General features: G+C 42.4%; 14 protein-coding genes. 8 read left to right on the forward strand and 6 right to left on the reverse strand.

Annotation, left to right across the window (positions count from 1 at the left end; genetic code table 11):
- Positions 1 to 215: 215 nt before the first annotated feature.
- The 5 genes from hslR (at position 216) to QNM16_RS17290 (ending at position 3,980) form a co-directional block, all read left to right on the forward strand.
- Positions 216 to 626, forward strand: a complete 411-nt coding sequence (gene hslR / locus QNM16_RS17270; RefSeq protein ID WP_284021661.1) for a ribosome-associated heat shock protein Hsp15 — start codon at positions 216 to 218, stop codon at positions 624 to 626.
- An 11-nt stretch (positions 627 to 637) separates the two neighbouring features.
- The gene (gene hslO / locus QNM16_RS17275; protein WP_284021662.1) at positions 638 to 1,483 is read left to right on the forward strand and encodes an Hsp33 family molecular chaperone HslO; all 846 of its coding nucleotides are present in this window, start codon (positions 638 to 640) and stop codon (positions 1,481 to 1,483) included.
- Positions 1,484 to 1,744: 261 nt separating this feature from the next.
- Positions 1,745 to 3,283 carry a phosphoenolpyruvate carboxykinase gene (locus QNM16_RS17280; protein WP_063361228.1) on the forward strand — a complete coding sequence of 513 codons (1,539 nt, stop codon included), beginning with the start codon at positions 1,745 to 1,747 and terminating at the stop codon, positions 3,281 to 3,283.
- Positions 3,284 to 3,462: 179 nt separating this feature from the next.
- Positions 3,463 to 3,663 (forward strand): hypothetical protein, encoded by a 201-nt coding sequence (locus QNM16_RS17285; RefSeq protein ID WP_284021663.1) that lies wholly within the window; start codon positions 3,463 to 3,465, stop codon positions 3,661 to 3,663.
- A 146-nt stretch (positions 3,664 to 3,809) separates the two neighbouring features.
- A complete protein-coding gene (locus QNM16_RS17290) occupies positions 3,810 to 3,980 on the forward strand; it encodes a hypothetical protein (protein ID WP_284021664.1) in 171 nt (56 codons plus the stop codon).
- Between the two features lie 50 nt (positions 3,981 to 4,030).
- Here QNM16_RS17290 and envZ read toward each other — a convergent pair whose 3' ends face one another.
- Entirely contained in the window at positions 4,031 to 5,332 is a 1,302-nt protein-coding gene (gene envZ / locus QNM16_RS17295; RefSeq protein WP_284021665.1) for a two-component system sensor histidine kinase EnvZ, read from the reverse strand.
- Positions 5,332 to 6,051 (reverse strand): osmolarity response regulator transcription factor OmpR, encoded by a 720-nt coding sequence (gene ompR, locus QNM16_RS17300; RefSeq protein WP_063361231.1) that lies wholly within the window; start codon positions 6,049 to 6,051, stop codon positions 5,332 to 5,334. The genes envZ and ompR overlap by 1 nt, the downstream gene beginning before the upstream one ends.
- A 148-nt stretch (positions 6,052 to 6,199) precedes the next feature.
- Between ompR and greB the strand changes: the two genes are divergently transcribed.
- Together greB and QNM16_RS17310 are read left to right on the forward strand one after the other, a co-directional pair.
- Positions 6,200 to 6,673: a transcription elongation factor GreB gene (gene greB / locus QNM16_RS17305; RefSeq protein WP_284021666.1), complete on the forward strand. Its 474-nt coding sequence runs from the start codon at positions 6,200 to 6,202 to the stop codon at positions 6,671 to 6,673.
- A gap of 85 nt (positions 6,674 to 6,758) precedes the next feature.
- Positions 6,759 to 9,080: a Tex family protein gene (locus QNM16_RS17310; RefSeq protein ID WP_284021667.1), complete on the forward strand. Its 2,322-nt coding sequence runs from the start codon at positions 6,759 to 6,761 to the stop codon at positions 9,078 to 9,080.
- 56 nt (positions 9,081 to 9,136) lie between these two features.
- Here QNM16_RS17310 and QNM16_RS17315 read toward each other — a convergent pair whose 3' ends face one another.
- The 3 genes from QNM16_RS17315 to bioH all read right to left on the reverse strand — a co-directional run bounded on the left by QNM16_RS17315 (position 9,137) and on the right by bioH (position 11,197).
- Complete coding sequence (locus QNM16_RS17315) at positions 9,137 to 10,045, reverse strand: putative metalloprotease CJM1_0395 family protein (protein ID WP_284021668.1); 909 nt, start codon at positions 10,043 to 10,045, stop codon at positions 9,137 to 9,139.
- Between the two features lie 2 nt (positions 10,046 to 10,047).
- Entirely contained in the window at positions 10,048 to 10,356 is a 309-nt protein-coding gene (locus QNM16_RS17320; protein ID WP_237135535.1) for a hypothetical protein, read from the reverse strand.
- Positions 10,357 to 10,459: 103 nt separating this feature from the next.
- Positions 10,460 to 11,197 carry a pimeloyl-ACP methyl ester esterase BioH gene (gene bioH, locus QNM16_RS17325; protein ID WP_284021669.1) on the reverse strand — a complete coding sequence of 246 codons (738 nt, stop codon included), beginning with the start codon at positions 11,195 to 11,197 and terminating at the stop codon, positions 10,460 to 10,462.
- 57 nt (positions 11,198 to 11,254) lie between these two features.
- Between bioH and QNM16_RS17330 the strand changes: the two genes are divergently transcribed.
- A complete protein-coding gene (locus QNM16_RS17330; RefSeq protein WP_284021670.1) occupies positions 11,255 to 11,932 on the forward strand; it encodes a ComF family protein in 678 nt (225 codons plus the stop codon).
- On the opposite strand, the gene QNM16_RS17335 is transcribed toward QNM16_RS17330, so the two are convergent.
- A complete protein-coding gene (locus QNM16_RS17335) occupies positions 11,929 to 14,460 on the reverse strand; it encodes a M14 metallopeptidase family protein (protein ID WP_284021671.1) in 2,532 nt (843 codons plus the stop codon). The two genes, QNM16_RS17330 and QNM16_RS17335, sit on opposite strands and share 4 nt — an antisense overlap.
- Positions 14,461 to 14,557: the final 97 nt, after the last annotated feature.

A 14,557-nucleotide genomic window follows, 5' to 3' on the forward strand; every position in this document is an offset into this window, starting at 1 on the left:
TACCGTTTCGACTCCGATTCAACAAGCGTGCAAATGTGAAACTTAAAATTAAATCGGTACAAGATATGACATGAATAAACTGAACACAGTATTAACCATTTGTTCAAGTTTTCATAATACGCCATTCCTTGACCTAGCAAGCGCTATGCTTTTTTTGACGGTTAAAATATGATAAATTTCACCGTAGAGCAAGACGCTAATGTAGTTAAAGAATTGTGACAAAACTCAATCCAGAAAACAACCAAGATGATGCAAAAGTCAGATTGGACAAATGGCTTTGGGCCGCGCGCTTTTATAAAACGCGCACAATTGCCCGGGAAATGATCCAAGGTGGTAAAGTCAGATATAACGGCCAAAGGTGCAAACCGAGCCGTCATGTCGATATTGGCGCGTCCATCGAAGTAGCCCAGGGTCATGATGAAAAACACATCACTGTTTTAAAGTTAATGGACAAACGTCAAGCCGCTCCAATTGCTCAGACGCTCTATGAAGAGTCAGCCGCAAGCATTGAAAAGCGGGCGCAAAATGCCATTGCTAGAAAAAACAATAGTTTCTTTGCACCACGCCCAGAGCACAAGCCAGATAAAAAGCAGCGCCGCGAGCTGCTTAAGTTAAAATCAAATTAGGGTCACTATAGATGAAACAAGATTTACTTCATCGCTATCTTTTCGACGATCTCGATGTACGAGGCGAATTAGTACAGGTCGAGCATACGCTACAAGACATTGTTGCAGGTCACAACTACCCAGTAGAAGTACAAGCTTTATTAGGTGAATTACTCGTCGCATCGAGCCTATTAACAGCAACACTTAAGTTTGAAGGTGATATTGCCGTACAGCTTCAAGGCGATGGCCCTGTAAAATATGCAGTGATAAATGGTAATCACCAGCAAAACATGCGTGGTATCGCAAGAGTCGAAGGTCAGATCACTGGATCAGGTATAAGCGACTTAATAGGTAAAGGCCATATGATTATCACCATTTCTCCTGATAAAGGAGAGAGGTATCAAGGCGTCGTACCATTAACATCTGACTCATTAGCAAAATGTTTGGAAGACTACTTTGAGCAGTCAGAGCAATTGAGAACTAGGTTGTGGTTCGCCACTAAGTTTGATGAAGAAACTGTCAAAGCTGCAGGTCTATTCTTGCAAGTTCTTCCGGTCAACAAAGAGAAATCGCAACGTGACTTTGAACACTTAGAAGCACTCAGTGACACGATAAAAGAAGATGAGCTACTAGAATTAGACGCACAGACTGTACTGACTCGCTTATATCACGAAGACAATCCTCAGCTGTTTGAACCACAAGCAGTGAATTTTGTGTGTGGATGTAGCCGTGAAAAAACCATCAGTGCGCTAGTCAATGTTGGTCAACAAGCATTATTAGAGGATATTGAACAGCACGGTGAGGTAAAACTGAGCTGCCATTACTGCCTCACTGATTACCGTTTTAATGAGCAAGATATAAAGTCTATTTTTAATTAAATAAGGTACATCTAGCTCATATAAACTCAAGCCGCCATTTTGGCGGCTTTTTGTTTGCAAAAAAATGATACCGGTGTCATAAAAACAGCAACTTTCATGACACCGGTATCATTGAAATTATTCAGTTTTTTTGTCAAAAAATTGCAATTTCTGCACCCTTTAGGGCTCGAATATCTCAAATGCATCTGTTAGTATGATTTCAAGCTTTAGGTACTTAATAACCAGAGCTATCCCGTTCAATTCTCACATTTAGGTATAAACATGACTTCAAGCGCTACTCGTTTTGTCGATTTAACTGCAGCTGAACTTGTCGAACACGCTATCTCGCGTGGTGAAGGGACTTTAGCAGCGAATGGAGCTTTTGTAGCAAAAACAGGCCGCCGTACAGGTCGCTCTCCTAACGATCGTTTTATAGTTAAAGAGCCAAGCACAGAAAATGACATCCAATGGGGTAACGTCAACCGTCCATTTGATGCTGAAAAATTTGATGCTCTTTGGGCTCGTGTAGAAGCACACGTGCACAGCAACGACCACTTTGTCTCTCACTTAGAAGTTGGTTCAGATCCTGAGCATTATTTACCAGTAGTTGTTACTACTGAAACGGCTTGGCACCATATCTTTGCTAAAAACATGTTTATCGAACCTAGCAAATACAATGCAGCTGATTTACCCCAATGGCAGGTAATGAACGTTCCATCTTTTGTATGTGACCCTGAGCGTGATGGCACAAACAGTGATGGTACAGTTATTATCAACTTTGCAGAACGCAAAGTGCTAATCGCAGGTATGCATTACGCCGGTGAAATGAAAAAGTCGATGTTCTCTGTACAGAACTTCTTACTACCTGCAAAAGGTGTTCTACCAATGCACTGTAGTGCAAACGTAGGCGAAGAAGGCGACACAACTTTATTCTTTGGTCTATCAGGCACTGGTAAAACAACTCTTTCTGCAGACCCTAAGCGTTTCCTTATCGGTGATGATGAGCACGGTTGGGCACCTGGTAGTGTATTTAATATTGAAGGCGGTTGTTATGCTAAGTGTATCGATCTGTCTCAAAAGAATGAGCCCGTTATTTGGAATGCGATTAAGTTCGGTACAATCTTAGAAAACGTTGTACTTGATGAAAACCGTGTACCTGACTTTGCTGATACAAGCTTAACGCAAAATACTCGTGCGGCTTATCCACTTGAACATGTTGAAAAACGTAAAGTAGAAAACCGTGCAGGTGAGCCTCGCGCCGTAGTATTCTTAACATGTGACGTAAGTGGTGTATTACCTCCAGTTTCTATCTTGTCTGAAGAAGCTGCTGCTTATCACTTCTTAAGTGGTTACACTGCAAAGGTTGGTTCAACTGAAATCGGCTCAACATCTGACATCGAATCTACATTCTCAACGTGTTTTGGTGCGCCATTCTTCCCACGTCCAGCAGGTGTTTATGCTGAATTGCTAATGAAGCGTGTACGTGAGTTTGGTGCAAAAGTATACCTAGTAAATACGGGTTGGACTGGTGGTCCATACGGTGTAGGTAAGCGCTTCGATATTCCAACAACACGTGCCGTTATCGATGCTATTGTGAATGACACGCTAGAAGGTGTTGAAACTCAACATATTGAAGCATTGAACTTAGATATCCCAGTTGCAGTAGATGGAGTAGATGAGAAGCTACTTAACCCTGTCAACACGTGGGAAGATAAAGACAAGTATGCAGAGTATGCAGCTAAACTAGCAGCAGACTTTAAAGCTAACTTCGAGAAATACGACGTATCTGACGCAATCAAGTCAGCAGGTCCTCGCGGTTAAGCAATACCATTTCCTTTATCAAAAGCGCCCCTCGTTGGGCGTTTTTTTATGTCTAAAAATCAAAAATTACTCATCTTGAACAATCTTCAATAGAACAATATTTACACAAACAGAGTTCCTATTTAAAGTAATTTAGTCAAATAAATTGACATAATATAATTTTGATAAAGGAATTACAGATGAAATTACAACTTAAAAAGAAACACATCAAAGATCTCAACGCCAAAAACCTAAACGCACAACAAACAAAACAAATCGGTGCAGGTCGCGGTGCAACCTTCAACTCCAGAATTGATTGCAACAGTTACTATATATGCGACACTCACCCAGCCATTTGTCAGTCAATAGGCCTATGCCCTTCTATTGATATGTGTGCCTAGCTGAGGCATCCGAAGCATTCATAATACGAACAGATTGAATTTTACTCAATTATGAACGATTTACACTGCCAATAATTCTATTTAGGGTAGTTAACGAGGTGAAGGTTACCTCGGAAATTATTCAGAATTAAGAAAAGGATTAAACTATGAAATTAAATCTCAAGAAAAAAGCACTTAAGAGCCTACATAATAATCAAGTTGATTTAGCACTCACTAAAGAAGTCGCAGGTGCTCGCAAAACACGTTTTGCACCTCAGCATAGCTGGCAAATTTGCCCAACTCACCCTGCTGTTTGCACATCAACTTGCTCTATTTAACTAACTGTAAAGTTCTTGCAGCTTGACTCGCCAAGCTGCAATCTAAACGGTTATTTGAATATTGGTAGCTGTACCTCTGCACATAAACCACCTTGTGATCTATTTCTAAGAGACACTTTACCACCATGCGTTGCAACAATGCGCTTAATGATTGCCAAACCGAGTCCACTTCCATCAGAGCCTCTCGCTTGATCACCCTGCTTAAAAGGCTCAAATACGGATTCAAGTTCAGACTCTGGAATACCCGGCCCTCTATCTTTAACTTGAATCACCACAGTTTTGCTTTTTGGCGCTAAGTGTGTAGATACGTCAATTTCACCTTCTGAGTACTTAATAGCATTTTCAATCATATTGGTTAATACACGTTTTAATGCAACATGATTTGCCTGTACCCAAGGTGCTCTCTCTGTAAGACTCACATTTATCATGCGTTTATGCTGCTGCTCTGCATGTACAACTTCTTCTACAAGCGCATTGACATTTTCTTGATGCATTTCGCCACTGCTGTGATGGCGAAGATATTCTATGAACTGATCAATAATTGCATTCATATCTTCAATATCATCAATGATCCCTTCTTTAAGGTAAGCCTCCTCATCAGACATCATTTCTGTCGCCAAACGTATTCTCGTTAATGGCGTTCTCAGATCATGGGAAACACCAGCCATTAACAGGCGACGGTCGCTCTCAAGCTCCGCAATGCCCTTGGACATCTGATTAAATGCCTTAGTCACTTCAATCACTTCTGTAGAGCCTTGCTCGACCAAACGAGTCGAAAAATCTCCCACTCCAACTCGGCTTGCAGCTGTTTGCAACGCTTTTAATGGTCGGTTTAAATGCCTCGCAAATAACCATCCACCCAATACACTCAGAAAACCAATGCTCGATAAATAAAAAACTAAAAATTCCAACTTGGTTTCTGAAAACCCAGTTAAAGGGACTCTTACCCAATACCCCGGGGCTTGTGGCGCTTCAACCCAATAGACAACGGGATCCCCTTGGCTGATCCTGACTCGCGCGGAACCATTCAGCTGCTCTGACATACTCCGCGAAAGCAAGCTATATTCACGGGCTTGACCTAATCCATGAATATATGCCTCTTTTTGCGTCATTACATCAATCCCTGTTATATCAAAGAACTTCTTTGATAACGCAGAGTCCACTTCAACCCCTTCTTCCCAGTCAATGAATACCGTTTTGACCTGTTTCGCAAGCATTAAATTTACCTGCTCAAATGTGGGCTTAAATACATATAATGTGACAGTTATATATGAAACAATTTGGTTTATAAGCAGTAAAGCAGCAACAAAAAATACTGTCTGACCAAATGCACTACGAGGAAAGATCCCCATTATTTTTCGCCATCAGGTACAAATACATAACCTAACCCCCAAACAGTCTGTATGTATCTTGGGTTAGAAGCATCTTCTTCTATCATTCTTCTCAATCGAGAAACCTGCACATCAATACTGCGCTCCAGTGCGCTGTAATCGCGCCCTCTCGCTAAATTCATCAACTTATCACGACTCAAAGGCTCTCTTGGGTGGCTAACCAATGCCTTAAGAACGGCAAACTCGCCACTGGTTAAAGCAATAGTTTGATCGCCTTTTTGCATCTCCCGTGTCGCCAAATTCAGTTTGAAGATGCCAAATTCTACTTCATTTTCTTCTGCAGCAGGCGCACCTGGCACTTCTTTCGTTTTTCTTCTTAACACAGCTTTAATACGGGCAAGTAACTCTCTAGGGTTAAATGGTTTAGGTAAATAATCATCAGCCCCAAGTTCAAGTCCAATAATGCGATCTACTTCATCACCTTTGGCTGTTAACATCACAATTGGGATCTCATTTTCTTTCTGCCTCAGACGACGGCAAATTGATAAGCCATCTTCTCCAGGCAACATCAGGTCTAATACCATTAAATGGAAGTTTTCTCTTTCTAATAATCTATCCATTTGTTCAGCATTCGCGGCACTTCGCACAATAAAGCCTTGCTCAACGAGATAGCGCTCTAACAAGCTGCGCAATCTCATATCATCATCTACGACCAATACTTTTGTTGTTTCATTTCCCATTGGATTCTTCTTGTTATCATTTAACTATTGGTTAAATATAATTGAAAATAAGCGCCTTAGACACCATAACTTACTGATAAGATTGTTACTGAACGTTACAGTACACTTAGCAAGCATGCCTACAACAGGTTTTTTGATAAAGTACATTATGAAAACAAACTTAATTACACCCGAAGGATATCGCAAGTTGCAGCAAGAGCACGATCATCTTTGGTTTGAAAAACGCCCCGAGATTACAAAAATTGTCAATTGGGCAGCAAGCCTTGGCGATCGCTCTGAAAACGCAGACTACACTTTTAATAAGCGTTTATTGCGACAAATAGACCGCCGAGTCAGATATTTACGTAAACGCCTGCCCGATTTAAAAGTAATTGAGTATAACCCGCAGCAAGCTGGAAAAGTCTATTTTGGTGCTTGGGTCGAAATTGAAAACGACGATGGCGAAACAAAATACTTTAGAATCGTCGGGCCAGATGAAATTTATGAACGTAATGACTATATTTCTATAGACTCTCCAATGGCTAGAGCATTACTCGGTAAATCTGTTGATGATGATTTTATGGTTACGACACCACAAGGTGACGCTCAGTGGTATATCAATAGAATTGAATATCAAGCCTGATAAAATGCTCACTAATATGGTATGATTCACCCCCACGCTTAATTGATTTGTTAGCGTAGCTAATTGAACTTTATAAGGATTTTGCATGAGCAACATCTCAGCTCGTTTAGCCCATGAGCTAAATGCCTCAGAACAGCAAGTGCTGGCAGCCACCACATTGTTAGATGAGGGCGCAACAGTTCCCTTTATCGCACGTTACCGTAAAGAAGTCACCGGTGGCCTAGATGACTCACAATTACGTTTATTGGAACAACGCCTTTCATATTTGAGAGAATTAGAAGAAAGACGTGCATTTATAATCAAAACAATTGAAGAGCAAGGTAAGCTGTCCTCTCAACTGGCAAATGATATTGCCCAAGCCAGTAGTAAAACTGAGCTTGAAGATCTCTACCTTCCTTACAAGCCCAAACGACGCACAAAAGGCCAAATAGCAATCGAAGCCGGCATTGAGCCACTAGCAGATAAGCTATTTAAAGATCCTAATCTATCCCCTGAATTGGTTGCTGAAGACTTTATTAATACAGATGCAGGCTTTGCTGATGTGAAAAGTGTGCTTGATGGCGCCAAATTCATTTTGATGGAACGATTCGCTGAGGACGCCAAGCTGCTCGCAAAGTTTAGAGCACACATCAGTGAGAGTGCGCAGCTACAAAGTCGTGTTATCAAGGGCCAAGAAGATAACGGTAGTAAATATAGAGACTATTTTGAGCATAATGAGTTACTTTCTAAGGTCCCTTCGCATCGTGCACTAGCTATGCTTAGAGCAAGAAACGAAGGCATTCTACAACTCGCCATTAATCCAGAACCTGATGCGGAAGATCACCAACAGTTTTGTGCACAAATGATCGCCGATCATTACGGCTTAGTTGTGCAAGGTGCGCCTGCCAGCGAGTGGCTTATGGTCGTTGTCCAATGGGCGTGGAAAGTTAAGCTCTCTTTACATCTAGAAAATGAGTTCTTAGGCACTTTGAGAGAAAAAGCAGAAAGCGGCGCCATCGATGTTTTTGCCAAAAACTTACAAGACTTACTCATGGCTGCACCCGCAGGGCCAAAAGTGACCATGGGCATTGATCCCGGGCTAAGAACTGGTTGTAAAATTGCCATCGTGGATGCAACAGGCAAGCTACTTGCGACTACGACTATCTACCCTCATGCGCCACAGAATCATTGGGATAAGTCAATTCGCACCATTGAGCAATTATCAAGACAGCACAAAGTACAATTGATTGCTATTGGCAATGGGACTGCATCTCGTGAAACAGACAAACTGGCTTCTGAAGTACAAAAAGCAGCGTCCGATCTAAATTTAACAAAGATCATGGTCAGTGAAGCGGGAGCATCGGTCTACTCAGCTTCAGAGTTTGCCGCCAACGAATTTCCAGATTTAGATGTATCATTACGTGGTGCAGTTTCTATTGCTAGACGATTACAAGACCCTCTTGCAGAGTTGGTTAAGATTGAACCAAAGTCGATTGGTGTAGGCCAATACCAGCATGATGTATCGCAAAGCCAATTAGGCCAAGCTTTGACGGCTGTGGTTGAAGACTGCGTAAACTCAGTCGGTGTAGACGTAAATACAGCCTCAGTTCCTTTGCTTACACGCGTTTCAGGATTAAATAAAACGCTGGCGAGTAATATTGTCAAATATCGTGATAGCAACGGCTCATTCGTCAACAGAAAGCAGCTCAAAAAAGTCGAGCGCTTAGGCCCTAAAGCATTTGAACAAGCAGCTGGATTTTTACGCATCAATGATGGCGATGATCCACTTGATGCTTCTGCGGTTCACCCAGAAGCCTACCCAGTAGTAAAGCAAATCTCAAAATCAAATGCCCTTGAGTTACAAAGTCTAATCGGCAATAGCGATGTATTGAAAAAGCTCACACCTAGTGATTATGTTGACGAAAAATTTGGTTTACCTACCGTAACAGATATCATTTCCGAGCTAGATAAACCTGGTCGAGATCCTCGTCCTGAATTTAAAACAGCGCAATTTAAAGCGGGTGTTGAAAAAATATCTGATTTAAAAATTGGTATGATCTTAGAAGGCGTAGTATCAAATGTTGCCAACTTCGGCGCATTTGTTGATGTAGGGGTTCACCAAGATGGACTTGTGCATATTTCAGCCATCACAGATAAATTTATCTCTGATCCAAGAGAGATTGTCAAAGCTGGCGACATCGTTAAAGTTAAGGTTATTGAGGTTGACGCAGACAGAAAACGCATTAGTTTTACAATGCGCTTAAATGATGCAACTCCATCCAATACAGATATACATAAAAATAAACCTCAGCAGAAAACAGGGCAGAATCACGGCCGCAAATCTGAGCGTCGAGATAACCGTCGCGACCAAGGAAATGCAGCTATGGGTAACGCTTTTGCAGAGGCTTTTGCTAAATTGAAAAAATAATTTAGCTAAAAACTAAAAAAGGAAGGTTTCCCTTCCTTTTTTAATATCATTTGCTTTTATACTGATACTGATAAGTGCGCTTCTTTTTCAGGTTTAGCAATCTGACCATAAAACCCTTCGATTCTAAGCGCTCTAGATTCTATTTCTGGATCTCGCTCAATCGGCAGTGCTACTGCGAATGGATCTGCTTCTTGTTTTAACCGAGCACGCTCCAATACTGGCTGTTCAGTTTGCGCAATACCTTCTTCTGTTAGCCGTCGGTTTTGAAATGTCTGAACACCACTTGATGAACGCTCTCTTTCCGAACCACTAATAGACTGTTTTGCCAACTCAGCTTGCGCAGTAGCTATTTTAGAAGTGGCATCCGCCGCGATAGCTCGGTCGGCACCCGATGGCTCAGCAGGTGCTAATGCCGCCGCTCTTACCGTTTGCATTTTTTCGATGGTTTGTTGCGGATCCCCTTCAACAGGTGCAACATCTATCATCACCTGTCCACCCACCGCATAATTATTACCGTCTGGACCGCGCTGATATTCATAACTTGGAGATCCAGCATATTGACCACCTACCCGAGCGTGCGCCTGCTCATGAAGTCTCACTTCTCTATCTCGATCTTTAAGCTCTTTTAGCTGTTGCTCATCCTGCTCTTGCTGCGCCTGCTCACGCTCTGATGGTTCATCATCAGATCCCGACTTACTTTGCTGCTCTTCCCCTTTCTCTTCGCCCCGCTCTTGTATTGTTTTGCTATCTTTGAGCTGTCCGTTGGCATCGTAAGTCTCTTGTGACTCACCATCGTTTACACGGGCTTTATCGTTGTCTTGTAGCGATTTATTTTCGGTTGCAGGGGGGGTGACTGCTGCAGGCTTTGGGATCACTTCACGCAGCTGATTGTCTCGTCTAGCAGTTTCAGTGTAGACGTTTGCAGTGTTAAGAGTTACCGCCGGTTGTGGCGTGACGATGTTCATGGTTACACTTTAATATCAACCAAAGTTCCCAAAACTTCGTCAGCAGTTTGAATTGTTTGTGTGTTCGCTTTTGCGTTAAACTCTTCGACTTTTAACGCAACCAATGACTCATCAATCCTAGGCGGTTGAGAAACTGGTGCTGTCACCGCTTCTTCTGGGCGCGCTGCTTGTAACTGCCTTTGTTGCGCGAGCTGGTCGTCACTTTGCTCATCAAGTGTCGCACGATTGATATCCGCAGAAGCACGTTCTATATTCTGTTGAGCTCGATTAAAACCTTCAACGCCCGCGTTTAGCACGTCACCAATAGGCATAATAGACTCCAAATTACTTTTTCACTTACCTAATTATTGCTCATATTATGTTCAAAATAAAGTGCAAGCGGCAAAAAATTGCCGCCTGTTGGTCACTTCTATTTTAAAGGACTGATTTTAGGTAAGTAATAAATTCATCACGATGAGAAATAAATGGCGCATGGGATGCTTTTGGCAAGATCTCGAAGCTAAAATTAGAGTTCAATTGTGTCAAAGCCTCTGCAACGTCTTTTGGCACTAGTGCGTCCAAACGACCAAATATGCCATTTACAGGACATTTGAGCTGAGTGAATTCAGCAGCTAAATTTGTATTTTGTAAAATATCTAACCCTGCACTCAAGGCTATATCTTGAGGTTCAGGCGCTTGCAGCAGTAAGGTTTTGATCTGCTTAATATCGGCTTTAGCATGCTCACTGCCCATGGCTTGAATCGCTAGAAAGCGTTCAATGGTTTTACGGCTGTCTTTCGCTAATTGTGCTTTAAATTGCTCTAACACTTGAGCTTTAATACCCGGCCACATATCGTTTTCGCAAAACTGAATGTTAGACGCCACCAAAATTAAATGTGCCACTTTTTCTGGGTAGCTTGCTGCCAGTTTAGTAGCGACTAAACCACCTAACGACCAGCCAACCAGAATACTATTCGGCTGAACTTTCGCAGCGACAGACTCTGCGAGCGCTTCGAGGTTATAATGCGCCATTTCCATGGGTTCACCACCAAACCCTGGTAAGTTCAGTGCTGTCACTGGCATATTAAGGGCATCACTGAGCTGTGCCTCTATCAGCTGCCAAATCCCTCTATTCATTCCCCAACCATGTAACAGCACAATTTCTCTTTGCATATCTTCACGCCTCAAGCCAAAATTAGCGCTATGATAGCGTTTCAAGGAATGAAAGCAATGTCACTTATTCACTCACTCAGAAAAAGCTTATTACCAGCAACATGCCCAACTTGCCAAGACTATATCGAGCATACAGGTATTTGCCCAACGTGTTATAGCACACTGCCATTGTTTAAGGAGGGTGATCAAAACTTACTACTTCGCCCCGATATCAACAGAATGTTTAACCTGCCTAATTGTGACGGGCTCAGTGCCTGTGGTTGGTACCAAGGGCAACTCGCTACTTGGTTAAAACAGATAAAATATCATCATAATCGCCAAGCTATGATGATTATAAGACACATCATAGATAAACAGTGGACACACCTGAATCTGAAGGAGCACATCAATGTAGACGCCTGCGTCATAGTGCCATTGGCCTCAACACGATTATTGAATAGAGGATATAACCAAGTTTATCAAACCTGGGCACATCAACTTTGCCACCAGCAACTACCAATACTCAACATCATTGCAAAAAAAGCGCGTCGCTCACACGTACTTTTATCAAAAAGTGCCAGACAACAAAATGCAAAAAATGCTTTCTATCTCACCGGGAATATTAAACACAAACGAATTTTACTCATTGATGATGTCATTACCAGTGGCGCAACGATGAACACTGTGGCTGCTCTGTGCAAATCAGCTGGGGCACAATCCGTCTGGGCTTGTGCCACCTGCCTGACTGAGCTTTAAAAACTGCCACCAAAAAACAGCGCGTTACTTAGCAAACGGCTAGAGCCATACCAATAGCCGCGAAACACTGGGTTATCTGCCATGGCAATGACAGCTCCTTGCCCATAACGCTGCGCAATCAATGCGCTGCTCCCCGCTATTTGAGCGCGATTTCTTTCATCTGTGTATCCAGACAACAAGGGGCTGGGCGTGTATTTTGCTACATTCGTAAATGGCTTATTGTGATGCTTCATCACCCAAGCACTATTTTTAAATACAGGTAAGCGATTGTCTTCAAGACCAAACGCCAATGGGTGTGACAAATCAATCTGCGTATCATAAATCGCACCGGCAATACGCTGCTTTGCAGCCAATGCTTCACGTTCTGAATACGGCAACCCATCCGATTTAAATAGTGATTTCATTTCTTTTGTCGATACTGTTTCCGTATGGAGTAATTGCTGTTCAACCAGCCATTTTGCACCGCGTTTATGACCCCATATCACGCCACCTTTCTTCACCCATGCGTGTATGGCACTTTTGGCTTGCTTATTAAGGAGATCATACCGGCCATCAGCCAAAATCAGATGGGTATAGCGAGAAAGATCAAGCTGTCCAACTCGACCTTGCTCAACAATGGTTGGGGCAATACTGAGATGCCTGTCTAAGTGGTACCAAACTTCTCCAACTTCATATTGACTTGTTCCTTGCCCACCCACTAATAAAACCTTAGGTTGCTTGAGTGGAGTCATGAACCTTGACCCTAAATCAATTCCTTGTGCGGTTAGTCCAGTGCGTATAGAAAATAACTGAATACCTAATCTATTTGCTAGCTTATACAGTGTATTGCGCCAGTTTTGTACCGTTTGTAAGCCTGCAGGGATCACTACACTGCCTGCAGCAAAGACTTGCTCTTCATGAGATGTTTGTGCAGTAAAAGACTTAAGCGCGCCTCTAACAAAAATGCCTTCTTTCAATAGTAGATTTACCAGCTTCGGGGCTAAGTAATGGTGCCACTCAATGCCATATGCATATGCGCTATCAGTTGGTGGTGGATTTGCAAGATTCGCTGACAAAGACCAAGGCATATCTGTATATTTTAACCCCCAACTGCTCGTCACGGGCGCGAATTCTAAATCAAAAGCATAGGGTAACGTCCAGCCCGATACATCGTAGAATGTATTATCTTCAAAACTGGTTTGTGTTGAAAATGCGGCCTGTATAAACCGCAGCTGAGGCTGCTTAAGTGGAATATATAAATCGCCAACTTGATAATTTAGCTCGCCCACTTTAAGTGCTTTAGTAAGTGGGTAGGCATCTACTTGATGACGCTTTAATAACTCTGAAAACTGCTCAAAGCGATAGGTATCTTGCCCCTTTGCAACTACAAACCCTTTATACTTTTCCTTACTTGCAAGCTCAGAAATACTGTCAAAAAATGCGCGCTGATATTTCATCAATTCGGCTTTATGGGCATTAACCCCCTGAAACGTTGATAGCGTTGTCAGCAATTGATTTTTAATCGTGCGATGAAAGTACAAGTCACCATTAATTGATTCTTGTACATGACCTCGACTACTAGCTTGTTCAAACAAAATCCCAACTGTTCCATTCACGTCTGGATAAGTGGACCCTTTGCCGATATAGAAGTCATCAAAGCTTTCTTGAGTAAAATATAGCTGTTTGTCGTTATCCAATATCTTTGCATGATAGGTCGCTAATTTATGAGTAAGCTGTTGATTTTGCTTCGGCGTAATTGGGTGCGTACGAGAGGGGATCCCTGGTTGGAAAAAATAGCTGCTATTAGTGCCCATCTCATGAAAATCGGTTAATACTGTTGGTTTCCAGCGGTGAAATTGCTCAACGCGAGCACGAGACTCTGGATGCTGCAACAATAACCAATCTCGATTTAAATCAAACCAATAATGATTCGTCCTTGCTGAAGGCCACGATTCAACATGCTCCCGATGTGCCGGATCTGCTGATAAGACCTGTCCACGATGGCTATTCGCCCAATGTGCAAAACGGGCTAACCCATCGGGATTCATCGCAGGATCGATCAGAATAATATTATTCTCTAATAGCGTTTCAATTTCCTCACCTTGCGCAGCAGCCAAGTAATAAGCGACTAATAACGCCGCATTACTGCCAGATGACTCATTGCCATGTACGCTATATCCCATCCATATTACGTTGGGACCATCGTGTAATTTGGTATCGCCTCTTAAGTAAGCAAGGCGCGCCTGCCTAATCAACTCTAATGACTTTTGCTGCTCGATGCTTGTTGCACTTAAGAGCAATAAAGGCCTTTTTTCATGGCTGTAACCTATCGTCGCTATATTCAACCTTGGACTTTGCTCAGCTACTCGAGTCATGTAATTAACTAGCTGATCATGACGTACATGCCACTCTCCTACCTCATAACCCAGTACTTCACTCGGTTTACTGATGCTCTGATCAAACTCTATTTCAGGTGAGAAATAATAGCTGATCGGCTTGGCCTGACTTTGAAAGACTAAGAAAGCCAGTAATAACACAAATACTCTCATATCAATTCCATCTTTATAACGCATGCCTATACGCTATCAAGTTGCATTAATTCACAGCAAATTTTTACGCCCAACACTAGCTACAACCGGATGAGGG

The sequence above is a fragment of the Pseudoalteromonas umbrosa genome (assembly GCF_030125375.1).
Taxonomy (GTDB): Bacteria; Pseudomonadota; Gammaproteobacteria; order Enterobacterales; family Alteromonadaceae; genus Pseudoalteromonas; species Pseudoalteromonas umbrosa.